The 16,471-nt window shown below is 71.7% G+C and carries 13 protein-coding genes; 3 read left to right on the plus strand and 10 right to left on the minus strand.

The features are described from left to right. Positions 1-750 carry a hypothetical protein gene (locus tag AB0M59_RS36430; protein ID WP_364624519.1) on the plus strand — a complete coding sequence of 250 codons (750 nt, stop codon included), beginning with the start codon at positions 1-3 and terminating at the stop codon, positions 748-750. Between the two features lie 12 nt (positions 751-762). On the opposite strand, the gene AB0M59_RS36435 is transcribed toward AB0M59_RS36430, so the two are convergent. The 9 genes from AB0M59_RS36435 to AB0M59_RS36475 all read right to left on the minus strand — a co-directional run bounded on the left by AB0M59_RS36435 (position 763) and on the right by AB0M59_RS36475 (position 10,681). Beyond that, the gene (locus tag AB0M59_RS36435; protein WP_364624521.1) at positions 763-1,515 is read right to left on the minus strand and encodes a hypothetical protein; all 753 of its coding nucleotides are present in this window, start codon (positions 1,513-1,515) and stop codon (positions 763-765) included. A gap of 31 nt (positions 1,516-1,546) precedes the next feature. After that, entirely contained in the window at positions 1,547-3,106 is a 1,560-nt protein-coding gene (gene purH / locus AB0M59_RS36440) for a bifunctional phosphoribosylaminoimidazolecarboxamide formyltransferase/IMP cyclohydrolase (RefSeq protein WP_364624523.1), read from the minus strand. Further along, on the minus strand, positions 3,096-3,713 hold the full coding sequence (gene purN, locus AB0M59_RS36445) for a phosphoribosylglycinamide formyltransferase (RefSeq protein ID WP_364624525.1): 618 nt from the start codon (positions 3,711-3,713) through the stop codon (positions 3,096-3,098). The genes purH and purN overlap by 11 nt, the downstream gene beginning before the upstream one ends. Positions 3,714-3,790: 77 nt before the next feature. Beyond that, entirely contained in the window at positions 3,791-5,254 is a 1,464-nt protein-coding gene (locus AB0M59_RS36450) for a DUF6350 family protein (RefSeq protein WP_364624527.1), read from the minus strand. A gap of 144 nt (positions 5,255-5,398) precedes the next feature. Beyond that, positions 5,399-6,178: a DUF5336 domain-containing protein gene (locus tag AB0M59_RS36455; protein WP_364624529.1), complete on the minus strand. Its 780-nt coding sequence runs from the start codon at positions 6,176-6,178 to the stop codon at positions 5,399-5,401. 206 nt (positions 6,179-6,384) lie between these two features. Beyond that, on the minus strand, positions 6,385-7,275 hold the full coding sequence (sucD, locus tag AB0M59_RS36460; protein WP_364624531.1) for a succinate--CoA ligase subunit alpha: 891 nt from the start codon (positions 7,273-7,275) through the stop codon (positions 6,385-6,387). A 2-nt stretch (positions 7,276-7,277) separates the two neighbouring features. Then, positions 7,278-8,447: an ADP-forming succinate--CoA ligase subunit beta gene (gene sucC / locus AB0M59_RS36465; protein ID WP_364624533.1), complete on the minus strand. Its 1,170-nt coding sequence runs from the start codon at positions 8,445-8,447 to the stop codon at positions 7,278-7,280. A 118-nt stretch (positions 8,448-8,565) separates the two neighbouring features. Beyond that, the gene (locus AB0M59_RS36470; protein WP_364624535.1) at positions 8,566-8,889 is read right to left on the minus strand and encodes a hypothetical protein; all 324 of its coding nucleotides are present in this window, start codon (positions 8,887-8,889) and stop codon (positions 8,566-8,568) included. After that, positions 8,879-10,681, minus strand: coding sequence for a hypothetical protein (locus AB0M59_RS36475; protein WP_364624537.1), 1,803 nt, complete (start codon positions 10,679-10,681; stop codon positions 8,879-8,881). The genes AB0M59_RS36470 and AB0M59_RS36475 overlap by 11 nt, the downstream gene beginning before the upstream one ends. On the opposite strand from AB0M59_RS36475, the gene AB0M59_RS36480 reads away from it, so the two are divergent. Both AB0M59_RS36480 and AB0M59_RS36485 read left to right on the plus strand, forming a co-directional pair. Continuing rightward, positions 10,680-11,162, plus strand: a complete 483-nt coding sequence (locus AB0M59_RS36480) for a hypothetical protein (protein WP_364624539.1) — start codon at positions 10,680-10,682, stop codon at positions 11,160-11,162. The two genes, AB0M59_RS36475 and AB0M59_RS36480, sit on opposite strands and share 2 nt — an antisense overlap. Positions 11,163-12,261: 1,099 nt before the next feature. Then, entirely contained in the window at positions 12,262-12,942 is a 681-nt protein-coding gene (locus AB0M59_RS36485; RefSeq protein ID WP_364624541.1) for a M23 family metallopeptidase, read from the plus strand. A gap of 879 nt (positions 12,943-13,821) precedes the next feature. On the opposite strand, the gene pcrA is transcribed toward AB0M59_RS36485, so the two are convergent. Beyond that, a complete protein-coding gene (pcrA, locus tag AB0M59_RS36490; RefSeq protein WP_364624543.1) occupies positions 13,822-16,242 on the minus strand; it encodes a DNA helicase PcrA in 2,421 nt (806 codons plus the stop codon). Positions 16,243-16,471 lie beyond the last annotated feature (229 nt).

Below are 16,471 nucleotides of genomic sequence, written 5' to 3' on the forward strand. Positions count from 1 at the left end.
ATGACCAAAGGGCCGGTTCTGTGGATCGCCGGAGCGCTGGTCGCGGCGGGTGCGGTGCTGGCCGTCGTGCTCACCGCGGGCGGTGGCGTGCCCGGCGCCAAGGCCGCGGCCCCCGGGCCGACGACGATCGGTGCGGAGTGGCGCTCGTTCCGCGCCGACATCACCGGGATCCGCCCGGGGCCGGACGACGTCAGCCTGTTCGTGCAGGTCGCCCTGCCCGGCAAGGACCCCGGCTGCGTCCGGGAGCCGCGCATCGAACAGATCGTGGAGACCAAGACCGACGTCCGCGCCGACGTCGTCTACTCGACCCGGTCCGCGGCGGGCGGCTGCCAGGACAAGGTGCCCGCCGAGCTGCGGCTGGCCACGGCCACCCCGGTCGCGGACCGCACGGTGATCCTCAACGGCGACAACGGCAACGCGTGGCACAAGCTCGGCGCCGGCTGGGGCCACTGCGCGCCCCAGGGCACCTGCGCCCCGCCCGCCGACCACTGCGACCCGGCCTGGATCGGCGCGGCAGTGTCCGCGACGGGCGCCGAGAGCGCCGGCACCACCCGCGCCTGCGACCCGAACTGGCTGGTCCTCGACCTGCCGGTGCACCAGGCCGATCCGCCCGCCCGCGCGGTCTTCCGCTGGGGCGGCGCGGGCTGGACGTCGTTCGCGCAGGTCAAGTCGGCCGGCTGCCCGGAGATCCGGGCAGCCGAACCGAAGTTCCCCGTCGCCCTCTGCAGGACACTGCCCGCGCCCGCGTGACCGGGGGACGCTCTAGCGCAGTTTCTTGACGATCTCGGTGCCGACGGCCTTCACCGCGTCGTCGGTCTCCTGCTGCGGCATCGGCGAGTTCGAGAAGAACCCCTTGTCCCAGCCGGACACCTCGACGATGACGACCGTGGTGCCCTTCAAGACGTGCAGTTCGGACCCGCTGAACGCGCTCTTCGTGACCAGCCGGACGAGCGCCGCCTTGTCGCCGATGCCCTTCACGTCGGTCGGCGGGACCTCCGGGGCGATCGGCAGGTACAGGTGGTTCGCCGAATCCCGCGCGTTTTCCCCGGAGTACCCGGTGATCCGGACGCTCAGGGTGGCGTCGCGGACGTTCTCGTCGGACCCGGGTTTCCAGCTGCAGTTGACCTGCTTCAGACCGGGCACGTTCGCGGTGCCCGGGCCGCCCAGCGCGAAGCTCGGGAAGCCCGCCTTCTCCAGCACCGCCGCCGGGACCTGGCACTCGGCGGGCACCGGCGACGACGACGGTGCCGCGCCGGTGCTCGCGAAGTAGTCGCTCGCGAAGATGCCGAGCGGGATGCCCGCGCCGAGCAGGACCACCACCGCGCCGACGATCCCGAGGATCAGCCCGGTCCGCTTCTTCTTCGGCGGCCGCATCGGCCCGGCGTAACCGGGCGGCGGGTAGCCCTGCTGCGGCGGGTACCCGGGCGGCGGGTAGCCGGGCTGCTGGGGATACCCCGGCGGACCCTGCTGCCCGTAGCCCGGCTGACCCTGTCCGTACGGCGGTGGTTGCTGCATCGAGCCCTCCCTCTCGAAGCGAAGCCGGGGTTCAGTGCGCGAAGTGGCGCGTCCCCGTCAGGTACATCGTGACCCCCGCCTTCTCCGCGGCCGCGATGACCTCGGGGTCGCGGACCGAGCCACCGGGCTGCACGATCGCCCGCACGCCCGCCTCGACCAGCACTTCCAGGCCGTCCGGGAACGGGAAGAACGCGTCGGACGCGCCCACCGAACCCTTGGCCCGATCGCCCGCCCGCGAGACCGCCAGCCGCGACGAGTCGACGCGGTTGACCTGGCCCATGCCGACGCCGACGGTCGCGCCGTCCGCGGCCAGCAGGATCGCGTTCGACTTGACCGAGCGCAGCGAGCGCCACGCGAACTCGAGGTCGCGCAGGGTCTGCTCGTCGGCCGGGGTGCCGGTCGCCAGCGTCCACGAAGCCGGGTCGTCGCCGGGCGCGTTGATCGCGTCGACGGTCTGCACGAGCACGCCGCCGGAGATCTGGCGGAACTCGATCGGCGACGCCGGGACCTCGGGGAGCTTGAGCAGCCGGATGTTCTTCTTGCGCTGCAGGATCTCCAGCGCCTCGGCATCGAAGTCCGGCGCCAGGACGACCTCGGTGAAGACCTCGGCGATCTGCTCCGCGGCCTCGCGGCTGAGCGGCCGGTTCGTCGCGATGACGCCGCCGTAGGCCGAAACCGGGTCGCACGCGTGCGCCTTGCGGTGCGCCTCGGCGATGTCGGTGCCGACCGCGATGCCGCACGGGTTGGCGTGCTTGATGATCGCGACGGCGGGCCCGGCGAAGTCGAACGCGGCGCGGCGGGCGGCGTCGGTGTCGACGTAGTTGTTGTAGGACATGGCCTTGCCGTGCAGCTGCTCGGCGTGCGCCAAGCCGGCCCGGTGCCCCTTGTACAGCGCGGCCTTCTGGTGCGGGTTCTCGCCGTAGCGCAGCACCTCGCCGCGTTCCCAGCTGATGCCGGAGAAGTCCGGGAAGCCGGAGTCGTCGGCGGGCGCGTAGACGTTGGAGAACCAGGACGCGACGGCGATGTCGTACGCCGCGGTGTGCGCGTACGCCTGCGCGGCGAGCCGCTTGCGGTCGGCGAGGTCGAAGCCGCCGTCGGCGACGCGCTCCAGGACCCAGCCGTAGCGGGCCGGGTCGACGACGACCGCGACGCTGCCGTGGTTCTTCGCGGCACCGCGGACCATGGCCGGGCCGCCGATGTCGATGTTCTCGACGCAGTCCTCGGGGCTCGCGCCGGAGGCGACGGTCTGCGTGAACGGGTACAGGTTCACGACCAGCAGGTCGAACGCCGCGATGTCCAGCTTGCGCAGCTGCTCGACGTGGTCGGGGTTGCCCTGGTCGGCGAGCAGCCCGGCGTGCACGTTCGGGTGCAGCGTCTTGACGCGGCCGTCCAGCGACTCGGGGAAGCCGGTGACGTCTTCGACCGGCGTGACCGGGACACCCGCGTCGGCGATGGCCTTCGCCGTGCCGCCGGTGGAGACGATCTCGACGCCGGCCGCGTGCAGGCCGGTCGCGAGGTCCAGCAGGCCCGCCTTGTCCGAGACGCCGATCAGCGCCCGGCGGACCGGCCGCCGTCCCAGGTCAGTGCTCACGAAATGTCACCTTTCGTCCGTCCACGGTGCAGCCACCGCGGCCGAGTCGCTCGATCGTTTCCACCAGCAGCCTGCGTTCGACGGCCTTGATCCGTTCGTGCAGGACGTCTTCGGTGTCGTCGTGCTCCACGACGACCGCCTCCTGGGCGATGATCGGCCCGGTGTCGACCCCGGCGTCCGCGAAGTGCACGGTCGAGCCGGTGACCTTGACCCCGGCTTCCAGTGCGTCGCGCACCGCGTGCATCCCGGGGAACGACGGGAGCAGCGCCGGGTGCGTGTTGACCACCGTGAACCGGCCGAGGAACTCGCTCCCGAGGATCTTCATGAACCCGGCGGAGACGACCAGGTCGGGCTGGTAGGCCCCGACGGCCTCGGCCAGCGCCTTGTCCCAGGCCGCGCGGTCGGGGTGGTCCGCGACGCGGACCGTGAACGACGGGATGCTCACGCGTTCGGCGCGGGTCAGGGCCTCGATGCCGGTGCGGTCGGCGCCGACGGCGACGACCTTGGCCGGGAAGCCGGACCGCCCGGTGGCGTCCAGCACCGACTGCAGGAGGGTGCCGGAGCCCGACGCGAGCACGACGAGCTTCACCGGAGTGGGCAGGTCCAACCGTTGAGACAGAGCGGGCTCCTTGCCGCGGGCGGTGCGCAGCCGGGCGCACCGCGCTTCACCAGGTCACGTCAACCCTAACGGTCGGTCTCGGCCGCCTCGACGTCGCCGCAGGTCTCGGTGCCTCCGGTCACAACCTCACCGGGCTCGGCGGCGTCTTCGAGGCCGAGTTCCGCGTCGGCCTCGGCTTCGAACTCCGCGTCCTCGTCGGGTTCTTCTTCAGGTTCTTCTTCGGGCTCTTCGGTTTCTTCGTCCTCTTCGGACGCTTCGAGTTCCTCGACGGCTTCGGCTGCTTCCTCGGCGTCGAAGTCGTCGGCGTCTTCGAAGGCTTCGTTGTCTTCGAGTGCTTCGGGCGGCGGCGCCGGCGGCTCGTGCTCGCCCGTGAAGAACGCGACGAACCCGCCCGGGATGACGATCCAGCAGAACGCGACGACCGACGCGACGCCGACCGGGACGCTCACCGGGTCGAACGGGCCGTCGCCGAGCCGCCCGCCGGACAGCGTGCCCAGCAGGACGCAGCCGAGCGCGACCACCGCGCCGGCCACCGCGACCGTGCGGATGCGCTGCGCCGGGTCCGCGTCGACCTTGCGCAGCGACCAGCCGACGAGCACGCCGGTCGCCGCGGGCAGCACCAGCAGCGCCGGCCACCACGCCGCGTGGTGCTCGGGCAGGCCGCCCAGCAGCGGGACGCCGGGGACGGCACCGCCGCGGTAGCCGAACATCCCGACGTTCAGGTCACCGATCGAGAAACCGGGCCCGGTGACGAACGACAGCACCGCCGTCACGGCGTTCGGCAGGTACAGCACCGACAGCAGGAACATCCCGAAGCTGCTGCCGAGCGCGGGCTCGTACATGTCGGCGACCGTCCGCCAGGACAGCGCGGTCGCGACGGTGAACACGACCGCACCGCAGGCCACCAGCACCGCGAGACCCAGCGCACCGGCCCGGACCCCGCGCAGGGCGAGGGGGTCGAGGTGCTCGGCGACGACGTCCGGCAGCCCGCAGCACCGGGCGATCCCCACCGCCGAAGCCGCCGCGGCGAGCAGCCCGGGCACGGCAAAGGCGACCAGCGGATTCGCCGTCACCGGGGAGCCCTGCGCGCAGAGCGCGACGACCAGCCCGAACAGCGCGTGCGCGCCGGTGATCGTCGCGAACACCGGCAGCGCTTCGCGGGCCGACCGGCAGCCGAGGCGCACGGCGGCACCGGACGCCGTCCGCGCGGCCAGCGCGAGCGCGCCCAGCGTCGGCAGCAGCGGCAGCACGCCGATCGGGTGGACACCCAGGTCGAGGCGGACCTGGTGCGCGGCGAGCCAGCCGGGCCCGGCGGCCAGCAGCACGCCGGTCCCGGAGAAGACGGTGCGCGGGGCGGTGAGCGCCACCAGCGTCAGCACGGTCGCGACGGCGGCGTAGCCGGTGACCAGCGGGCCGAGGGCGGCGGCGAGCAACACCCGCACCCGCGCCGCCCGGGAAAGTTCGACGTCGGGTTCGAGGTCGCCCACCGGCTCCTCGCGGGAGTCGGTGAGCAGGTCCATGATCCGCACCCTGACATCCGGGCTGGTCCGATCGGGTGAGCCACGCCGCCGCCCGCCGGCGTGGGGAAGCTAACCCACCCGGTCGAGTAACCCCCGGAGTGCAAAACACCCGCTGTGACACAGGGCGTCACAACGGGTGTTCCGGGGACTACGTCAGCTCGACTTGCCGAAGCCGCCGGGCGGCGTGTGCGGGTTGTCCGACGGCGGCTGCTGGAAGAACGAGCCCTGCTGCGGGGCGTACGTCGTGGCCTGCTGCCCCGGCGGCGGCGTGGTCGACGGCGGGTTCGGCGAGCCGTACTGGCCCTGCGAGAACGGCGCCCCCGACGGATCCCCCGTCTGGGCGACCGGACCCGGGCCGTGCCCCGGCTGCTGCTGGCCGTACTGCTGCCCGGGCTGGCCGTACTGCTGCTGGCCGGGCTGGCCGAACTGGCCGCCGTAGGACGGTGCGGCGGGCTTCGGCGCCGGCGGCTTGACGACGTCGTACTCGATGAGCAGCGCGCCGACCGCGGCGACCATCTGCAGGAGAGCCAGGATCAGGACGATGATGAAGATGCCGGGCGTCGTCTGCAGCGCGATGAGCGAGTCGAGCACCTCGAGCGCGCCGAGGACGCTGAACAGCGCCGCGAACGGCAGCGTCTTCGGACCCCTCGGCAGCGCGTGCATGCCCGCGAGCAGGCCACCGCCGAGCAGGAACACCGTGCCGAGACCGCTGTCGGCCTTGTCGGAGAAGCCGAGGAAGTACTGGACGAGGCCGAAGACCGCCACCCCGAGCGCGAGCAGCAGCGGGAGGTTCTGCGTGAGGTTCGCGGCGCCCGAGGACGCCTGGTGCGAATGCGGCGGCTGCTGCGCCGGGAAGCCACTGGACGGGGGTCCGGGGGGCTGCTGGCCGCCACCCTGCTGGGGGTAGCCAGGCCCACCGCTGGGGAAGGTCATCGGGAAGCACTCCTGTCGGTTCGACCGGCACTCCGGGGCACGCGGCACCCGGGGAAGACGAGGCGGCTTTCGTGCGCAGAACGCTAGCGCACTCCAAGGCCACCAGCCCATCAGACGCGTGAATACCTCGGGAGGTTTCGTCCCGAAACGCGGAAAGGCCGGGCACTCGTCGAGTGCCCGGCCTCACCAGGGGTGATGCGTCAACCTCAGCCGAGGTTGTTGTACAGCTCACGCGCGAGGACGGCGGTCTCGCTCGGGGTCTTGCCGACCTTGACGCCGGCGGCCTCGAGGGCCTCCTTCTTCGCGGCCGCCGTGCCGGAGGAGCCGGAGACGATGGCGCCCGCGTGGCCCATCGTCTTGCCCTCGGGCGCGGTGAAGCCCGCGACGTAACCGACGACCGGCTTCGTCACGTTGTCCTTGATGTAGGCCGCGGCGCGCTCTTCGGCGTCGCCACCGATCTCGCCGATCATCACGATGACCTTGGTATCGGGGTCCGCCTCGAACGCCTCGAGGGCGTCGATGTGCGTGGTGCCGATGATGGGGTCACCGCCGATGCCGACCGCGGTGGAGAAACCGATGTCCCGCAGTTCGTACATCATCTGGTAGGTCAGCGTGCCGGACTTCGACACGAGGCCGATCTGGCCCGCGCCGGAGATGTCGGCCGGGATGATGCCGGCGTTCGACTTGCCGGGGCTGATCACGCCGGGGCAGTTCGGCCCGATGATCCGGGTCGTGCCGCCCTTCGCGACCGCGTGCGCCCAGAAGTAGGCCGAGTCGTGCACCGGGATGCCCTCGGTGATGACGACGGCCAGCGGGATCTCGGCGTCGATCGCCTCGACGACCGCGTCCTTCGCGAACTTCGGCGGCACGAAGATGACCGACACGTCGGCGCCGGTCTCCTTGATGGCCTCTTCGACCGTGCCGAAGACCTTGAGGTCCTTGCCCTCGATGGTGACGGTCTGGCCGGCCTTGCGGGCGTTGACGCCGCCCACGATGTTCGTGCCGGACTTCAGCATCTTGGTCGCGTGCTTCATGCCCTCGGAGCCGGTGAGCCCCTGCACGATGACCTTGCTGTTCTCGTTCAGGAAGATCGACATCTTCACGCACCTGCCGCGGCGAGCTCGGCAGCCTTGTCGGCCGCGTTGTCCATTGTGTCCACCACGGTGACCAGCGGGTGGTTCGCGTCGGCCAGGATCTGACGACCCTCGACGACGTTGTTGCCGTCCAGGCGGACGACCAGCGGCTTGCTGGCCTCGTCGCCCAGCATCTTCAGGGCCTCGACGATGCCGTTCGCCACCGCGTCGCAGGCGGTGATGCCGCCGAAGACGTTGACGAAGACGCTCTTCACGTCGGTGTCGTTGAGGATGACGTCCAGCCCGGCTGCCATGACCTCGGCCGACGCGCCGCCGCCGATGTCGAGGAAGTTCGCCGGCTTCACGCCGCCGTGCTTCTCGCCCGCGTACGCCACGACGTCCAAAGTGGACATGACGAGGCCCGCGCCGTTGCCGATGATGCCGACCTGGCCGTCGAGCTTGACGTAGTTGAGGTTCTTGGCCTTGGCCTTCGCCTCGAGCGGGTTCTCCGCGTCCTTGTCCACCAGGGCCTCGTGGCCCGGCTGGCGGAAGTCCGCGTTCTCGTCGAGGGTGACCTTGCCGTCGAGGGCGATGATCTTGTCCTGCGGGTCGCGGACCAGCGGGTTGACCTCGACCAGGGTGGCGTCCTCGGAGACGAAGGTCTCCCAGAGCTTCACGACGACGTCGGCGGCCTCGTCGATGATGTCGGCCGGGAAGTTGCCGGCCTTCAGGATCTCGAGCGCCTTCGCCTTGTCGACACCGGTGATCGAGTCGACCGGGATCTTGGCGAGCGCCTCGGGGCGCTCGACGGCGAGCTGCTCGATCTCCACGCCGCCTTCGGACGACGCCATCGCCAGGAAGGTCCGGTTGGACCGGTCCAGCAGGAAGGAGAAGTAGTACTCGGACGAGATGTCCGAGGCTTCGGCCACCAGCACGCGACGCGTGATGTGGCCCTTGATGTCGAGGCCGAGGATGGCTTCCGCCTTCTCCTTCGCCTCGTCCGGGGTCTGGGCCAGCTTGACGCCGCCCGCCTTACCGCGGCCGCCGACCTTCACCTGCGCCTTGACGACGACCTGGTTACCGATCTGCTCCGCGGCGGCCTTGGCTTCTTCGGGGGTGCTAGCCACCGAGCCCGGCAGAACCGGTACTCCGTGGGCGGCGAAGAGATCCCTCGCCTGGTACTCGTAGAGGTCCACTACTCCAGTCTCCTGACGACACGCCACTGCAGGTGGTCCGCGACCGGACCGCGCTGTCGGACCAGTCGAGGTTAGCGACCTGCGCAGACGCAGGGGACTCCGCACCTGGTGAAGTCGGTCACCGTGCGCGGTCAGACGGTGTGCCCCCGGTGTGAGACCGCCCACCACGCAACCATTCCACCGCTTTTCCGGGGTCCCCGGCCGGGCAGACGCGAACGCCGTTCAACGCTTCGGCCAGTCCGGGCGGCGGTGGCTCGCCGAGTACGGCGACGGCGTCCGGGTCCTCCTGCTCGGCGGTCCGGACGATCTGCTCGACGGTGTCCAGGGGGCCGGCGTGGACGACCTCCATGCCTTCGTCGCGCAGCACGCGGGCCCACGCGTCGGCGGCCGGGTCGGGCTTCTCGAACTCGACGAGCAGCACCCGGAGGCGCTCACGGCTCACGGCGGCCGCCGGCGACGGACAGGCCCGCCGCGACGAGCAGCGCGGCCACGGCGACGAGGGCGACCCAGAAGCCGGTCGACGGGCTCGCGTCGCCGAGGGCGCCGCCGACGAGTGGCAGCTCCGCGGCGTGCAGCGCGACGAGCAGGGCGGCGCCGGTCAGCAGGGCGGCGGCGGGCTTCGGCCGGGACCGCAGCGCCAGCGCGGCCGCGCCGACGACGACCACAGCGGCGGTCAGCAGCCCCCACGAAGGGGTGTCGAAGTCCGACCAGAGCCCGGGCGCGACGTAGCCGGGCACGCTGAAGACGGGCAGCCCGAAGGCGGCGACGGCCAGCACCCCGCCGGCGACGACGGGCGTGAGCACGTTCTTTCCCGGCTCGGTCGTCTTGTCGGCGTCTTCGCGTTCGACGACGCCGGTCCCGACGGCGGCGAGCGCGACCAGGACGGCGAGCACGAGCGCGACGAACGTCCAGGCCGCGCCGGCGCCGAGGTCGTAGGTGAAGACGGGGGTGGCGCCGGACGTGCCGCCGAGGTCCGCGCCCCCGAAGCCGGCGAGGTTGCCGGCCTGGGTGGCGGTGAGCGCGGTGTTCAGGACGGCGGTGCCGGCCAGGACGATCCCCGCCCAGGCGAGCCCGAGCACGGGCCGTGCCCCGGCCGCGGTCTTCGGGACCAGCGTGCCGAGGGCCAGGACGGCGACGACGAGCGCGGCCACGAGCAGGAACCACCGGGCGGGACTCTCGGCGGAGGCACTGACCGGGGCGGTGGCACCGGGGTTGAGCGCGGTGACGGCGACCTGCGGCGCGAAGGTGCCGATCAGGGCGGCGACGGCGGTGGCGAGGCCGAGCACTCCGGTCGTCAGCCGCCACCAGAAGACGCCGGGGATCTTGACGTCGCGTTCTGTGTCGTCCGTTTCGCTGAGCCGGGTGAAAGCGAGTCCGGCGGTGACGGCGGTCGCCGCGAGCACGAGGAGGGGCCCCCAGGTGACGTGCAGGTCGTCGCGGAGAAGTCCGGCCAGCACGGGCGGCACGGCGACCCCGAAGGCGGCGGCGGTGAGGCCGAGCAAGGTGCCTTTGGCAGCGCTTTCGGACGGAGAGGCGAGCGCGAGGACGGCGGCCAGCGGCAGCGCGGCGGCGAGCAGCAGGTAGCCGCCGAGGGCGGGCCAGGGCCCTTCGAAGGCGGCGCGGGCGAGGAGGAAGCCGTTGTCCGAGCCGACGGGGGCGGTGAGCAGCCCGACCGAGGCGGTCACGGCGAGCAGCGGGACGAGCAGGCGCCAGCGTCGCCGTTCGGGTTCTTCGTAGGTCCGCCCGGCCCGCCAGGCGGCGATCCCGGCGGCCCCGGTGAGGAGGTCCCCGGCGACGAGCAACCAGAACCCCGCGCCGACGGCCGAGCCGCCGATGAAGCGGTCGGGGAAGTACAGCTCGGGACGGATGGTGAGGGGGCCGTTGACGGCGAACTGGAGGTCGAGCACCAGCCGGCCGGGCGCGAGGGCGGCAAGGCCGAGGAGGAGCCCTTTGGCGAGGGCGGGCTTTTTGGCGGCGGCGCTCCAGACGGCGGCGACGGCGGGAGCCAGCGCGAGGACGGCGAGCCACGGCCAGCTGGTGAAGCCGGGGCCAGCGGCCGGCGAGACGGGAACGACCGCGGCAGCGGTGAGAGCGATGGCGCCGAGGGCGGCCAGTGCCAGGGCGATCGTCAGGGGGCCGGAGGGGGTGGTGTCTTCGGCCCAGGTGGGGGTGGGGTCGGCTGGCTCGGGGCGAGATTTTGCCGCGGTGGGGGGCTTGGGGTGGGCCGTTGCCATGGGGGTGCCGACCGGTCTGGGCTCGGCTTTTGCCCTGCGGGTGGGCCCGGCTTTCGCCGCGTCGGCGGGCTCGGGGCGGGAGGGTGCCGCGTCGGTGGCGTTCGCCTTCGGCGCGCCGGCGCGCCCGGCGTTCGCTGCGTCGGCGGGCTCGGGGCGGGAGGGCGCCGCATCGGTGGCGCCGGCCTTCAGCGCGCCGGCACGCCCGGTGTTCGCCGCATCGGCGGACTCGGGCGGTGGGTTTGCGGCGTCGGGGGCGCCAGTCTTCGGCGCGCCGGCGGGCCCGGCTTTCCCCGCATCGGCGGACCCGGGCCGGGGGTTTGCCGCGTCGATGGGGCCGACCTTCGGCGCGCCGGCGCGCCCGGTGTTCGCCGCGTCGGCGGACTCGGGGCGGGAAGGCGCCGCGTCGGTGGGTGGCCGGCCGGTCGCGGCTTCCGCCGATTCGGTGGTTTCGGCGGACGCGGGCCGGGAAGTCTCTGCGTGAGAGGGCTTCCGCTTGCCGGTGGGACGGGTGGCCGCGGGGTCCTGCGGGGAGGCCGGGGAACCGGGGGTGCTGCCGGTCGGGGGCTCTGAGCGTGGGGGCATTGCCCGCGACGCTAGCAAGTCCGGTCGGCGCCGGAGGCCCCAGCGGTGCGCGAGTCGGCGAGCGGCGCAGGTTGGCGAGCGGCGCGAGGCGGCGAGCACGCGGGCGGTGCAGGTGCCAGCGGCGCGAGGCGCTGAGTCGTGCCGGCGGCGAGCGGTGCAGGTCGGCGAGCGGCGCGAGGCGGCGGCCACGCGGGCGGTGCTGATTGGCGAGCGGTGCGGGTTAGCGCCGTGTTGTCGCGGGGCCGGGCTCCAGGCATCTCGGAGTGAAGGCGAGGGCCGGGCGTTGGCTTGGCCAACAGTCATCGAAGGCGTCGCTCCGTCACACGTAACCGGCGAATCCTTCAGCGCAAGCCCGAGAAGTCGGACAAACCCGGCACCTTCGAACCAGACTCCGCCGCGAGTCGGTGAGCGGTTCGCGGGCGTCGATGAACGGTCGACTTCGCCAGCCCCTCGGATCCTCGCGAGGCGGCGACTTCCGAGTCCTGCGCCCGCGGCTACCCGCTTCGAGACGTCGGAAACGCTTGAACATCCCCAGGCAAACCCTTATTCCGGCGCTCTGAGCCCCCAAACCCCTTCGTCTGTCCACAACGGTTCGCAAGAGCTGTAAGGCAAGTCACAACCAATGCAGTAAACCCCGTCTAACTTTGAGTAATCCACACAGGTGGACGCAAGATCCACGCCACCCGATCGGCCGCCCGACAGGGCAGATCTTGCTTACAGCGGTGCCCCTTGGTTACTGTCCCCCGGTCCCCATTACAGTCAGGTCACGAAGTAGGACGACGAGCGAACCACCCCCGAGGTTGGCTCACCGGGTTCCCCCGCCCGCAGTCCTCTGGCCCGGCTCCCCGACGATGGAAGGCCCTGTCTTGGCTTCACACCGCTCCCCCGGCGGCCAAGCTCCTTCCCCGGCACTGAAGGACGCACTCGAAGGTGCAGTCGTTCGTGTCCGGGGTGCGCACCGCATCGCCCCGCCCTCCTCGGCCCTCCGTGGCCGTGTTGTGGTCGCCGCGGTCGCTGCCGGTGCGTTCGCTGCCGCCGCTGCGGGCTCGACCCTCAAGACAGTCACCGATTCCGACGCCGCGTACACCCCCCTGGCCAACAGCCAGGACGCCAGCGCATCGCTCACCGCGGGAGGTGCGGGCACCGGGGGCGCCCCCGAGCTCCTGCCCGCCGGCCACGCCGTCAACGCCTCCGCCGAGGCCGCCAAGCTTTCCGACAGCGCTTCGATCACGCAGGCCCGCGAGCAGCGTGAAGCCGACGCCGCCAAGAAGGCCGCCGAAGAAGCCGCTCGCCCCAAGACCTGCCTGCCGGCCCACGGCACCTTCACCTCGGGCTTCGGTGCCCGGTGGGGCACGAGCCACCTCGGCATCGACATCGCCAACGCGATCGGCACCCCGATCTACGCCGCCTCCGACGGCACCGTGATCGACGCCGGCCCCGCCAGCGGCTTCGGCCTCTGGGTCCGGGTGCAGCTCGACGACGGCACGATCCAGGTGTACGGCCACATGAACAGCTTCTCCGTCAAGGAGGGGCAGAAGGTCAAGTGCGGCCAGCAGATCGCCGAGATCGGCAACCGCGGTCAGAGCACCGGGCCGCACCTCCACTTCGAGGTGTGGCAGAACGGCACCAAGAAGATCGACCCCCGGCCCTGGCTGGCCGCGCGCGGCATCGTCATCTGATCCGTTCGCTCCACACCGGTGGCCCACGCAGACGGGCCATCGCACCGGAAAACCCGGCTGTAGAGCCATGATTCGCCCCTGAGGGTCGACGACGCCCCCCAGCCGAGCGGTCATCCGCTCCGGCCGGGACACCGCGGCGGTCCGAGACCCGCGAACGCCCGCTCCGGACGGCACCCGGCCACGGCTCACAGCCACAACGACGGCTCACGCACGACAGATCCCCGTCCAAGAGCGATGAATCGGCGACGCACGCACGCGAGCCAAGATCGCAGCGGCGACCGAGAGCCCTCCAGCCCGTTCGGCAACCCTCGGCGCACCCCGAGACACCCTCGGCCCCGCCCAAGCCGCCGGAAAGCGCCTCAGCGCCCGGAAACGGCTATCGCTGCCCGCCAGGCAAGCGGCGGACGAAGTACGCCACCGCGACTTGCCACACCGTGCACAGCTCCGCGGACCTCCGGACCGGCAACCAGCCCCAGGGCACAGCTCCCCCTGCGCCCCCCGCGGAGCGGACACGCGCGGCACGACGTGTCGTCCAGCGGCGTCCCCGGCCGCAGGTGACACATCGCCCGTCCGCTCCGAGCTCGTGCTGCCTGAGCAGCGCTCGCCAGGCGGCGGCCAGCCGGCACGCCTCCGCTCCCGCACGCGAAGGAATTCCTGAAGCCCCCGAAGGGCCCGGACCCCGATCCGGAACCGTCGACCCCAGGACTCCTCGCAGATGTTTTTGTACCCCTTCGGCCAAGAGGTGAAACAGCACCGCGTCCACACCACACTACCCCCTCCGTCGAACTTGTGTTCGATTACGGGGTCCGTTCTACCGGTGGGGTACGACGATTCCGGCGGCGATCGCCGGGATCGCCGCCGGGTTCACTCGGACGGGTGTTAGAGCTTCACCATCGGCACGCTGCCGATCAGCATCAGGCGGACCTTGCCGGCCGCGCCGAAATCGATCGTCGCCGTGGCGCGCGGGCCGACGCCGTCGCACGAGATCACCGTGCCCAGACCGTACTTGTCATGGCTGACGCGGTCGCCGACGTCCAGCTTCAGCGCCACCGTATCCTTCCAGCCCTTGCCGAACGACGGCGTGCCCGAAGACGTGGACGGCGAAGAAGACCGCCTGCCGCCCCACGTGGTCGCCGCCCGCGGGGTGCCGCCGCCCCGCGACCCGGATCCGAAGCCGAACCCGCCGCTGGACGGTTCCAGCCGCCGCCAGTCGACGAGGTCGCCCGGAAGCTCGTCGAGGAACCGCGAAGCCGGGTTCATCGACGGCTGCCCCCACGCCGACCGCGTGATCGCGCGCGAGACGTACAACCGCTTGCGCGCCCGCGTGATCGCGACGTACGCCAGCCGCCGTTCCTCGGCCAGCTCGGTCGGGTCGCCCAGGGCGCGCATGTGCGGGAAGACGCCGTCCTCCCAGCCGGTGCAGAACACCACCGGGTATTCCAGGCCCTTCGCGGTGTGCACGGTCATCAGCGTGACCACGCCCGCGCCGCCGTCGCCTTCTTCGCCGCCGTCGGGCGAAGGCACCGAGTCGGCGTCCGCCACCAGCGACACGCGCTCGAGGAACGCGGGCAGCGACCCCGGCGCCGGCACGCCGGGTTCCACGACCAGTTCGGCGTTCTCGTCCGCGACGACCTCGGCGGTGATCTCGGTGAACTCCCGGGCGACGGTGATGAGCTCGTCCAGGTTCTCCACGCGCGTGTGGTCCTGCGGGTCGTCCGACTCCTCGAGCTCGACCCGGTAGCCGGTCTTTTCCAGCACCGCTTCGAGGACGTCGTGCACCTCGGCGCCGTCCGAGATCAGGATGCCGAGCTCGTCGAGCATCGCCACGAACCCGCTGATCGCCTTGACCGAGCGCGGGTTCAGCAGCGCCACCTTGCCCTCGGCGGCGTCCCGCAGCGCCGCCGCGAACGACACCCGCTCACGCTCGGCGTGCGTCGCCACGACGGCTTCGGCGCGGTCGCCGATGCCGCGCTTGGGCACGTTCAGCACACGCCGCAGGCTGACCGTGTCGTCCGGGTTCGCCAGCACGCGCAGGTACGCGATCATGTCGCGGACTTCGCGCCGCTCGTAGAACCGCACGCCGCCGACGACCTTGTACGGCAGGCCGAGCCGGATGAAGATCTCTTCGAAGACGCGGGACTGGTTGTTGGTGCGGTAGAAGACGGCGACGTCGGAGTAGTCGGCTTCGCCCTTCTCCGCCAGCGCGTCGATCTCGTTCGCGACGAACGCGGCCTCGTCGTGGTCGTTGTCCGCGACGTAGCCGACGATCTTCTCGCCCTCGCCCGAATCCGTCCACAGCCGCTTCGCGCGCCGGTTCGGGTTCCGCTCGATGACGGCGTTCGCCGCGGACAGGATCGTCTGCGTGGAGCGGTAGTTCTGCTCCAGCAGGATGGTGTGCGCGTTCGGGAAGTCCCGTTCGAACTCTTCGATGTTGCGGATCGTCGCGCCGCGGAAGGCGTAGATCGACTGGTCCGCGTCACCGACGACGACCAGCTCGGCCGGGTCGACGCCCGACTCGTTCGGCGTGGTTCCGGCCAGCTCGCGGACCAGCGTGTACTGCGCGTGGTTCGTGTCCTGGTACTCGTCGACCAGCACGTGGCGGAAGCGCCGCCGGTAGTACTCGGCGACGGCCGGGAACGCCTGCAGCAGCGAGACCGTGCGCATGATGAGGTCGTCGAAGTCGAAGGCGTTGGCCTGGTTCAGCCGCCGCTGGTACTCGACGTAGACCTCGGCGACGCGGCGCTCGAGGTCGTTGCTCGCGTTGGCCGACGCCTCTTCGGGGTCGACGAGCTCGTTCTTCAGGTTCGAGATGTGGATGGCCAGAGTGCGGGCGGCGTAACGCTTCGGGTCGATGTCGAGGTCCCGCGCCACGAGCGTGATGAGCCGCTTCGTGTCGTCCGAGTCGTAGATCGAGAAGCTCGACGACATGTCCAGCGTCTTGGCTTCCCGGCGCAGGATCCGCACGCACATCGAGTGGAACGTGGACACCCACATCGCGTTCGCGCGGCGCCCGACGAGCGCGGCGACGCGGTCGCGCATCTCGGCGGCGGCCTTGTTCGTGAACGTGATCGCCATGATTTCGCCGGGGTGTACGCGGCGTTGCCCGAGCAGGTAGGCGATCCGGCGGGTCAGCACCCGGGTCTTGCCCGATCCCGCGCCCGCGACCACCAGCAGCGGGCCACCGGCGTGGCTGACCGCTTCGCGCTGGGACGGGTTCAGGTCGTCGAGCAGATCGGCCTGCCCGCCGGAAGCGGGCTTGCGCGCGGGGGTCTCGGCGGGGAGATCGAAGAGGGTGTCCATCGTCCGTCCACGCTACCCCGGGCGGGCGGGGCTCCGGCAGAAGCGTGCCGGCGCGGCCGATCCCGGTGCGTGCGAACGACGTGAACGACTCACGCCGGCGGGCGCCAGGGCTCCGGCGAAGTCGGTGGCCGGGTCCGGCTCGGCGGTCTTCCGACGGCGTCGACGGGCGCGACGGCGTCTTGAATGACTCATTCAGGTCTTCGGAGGTCCTGAATGAGTCATTCAAGAC

Source organism: Amycolatopsis sp. NPDC051371, assembly GCF_040682155.1.
GTDB lineage: Bacteria > Actinomycetota > Actinomycetes > Mycobacteriales > Pseudonocardiaceae > Amycolatopsis.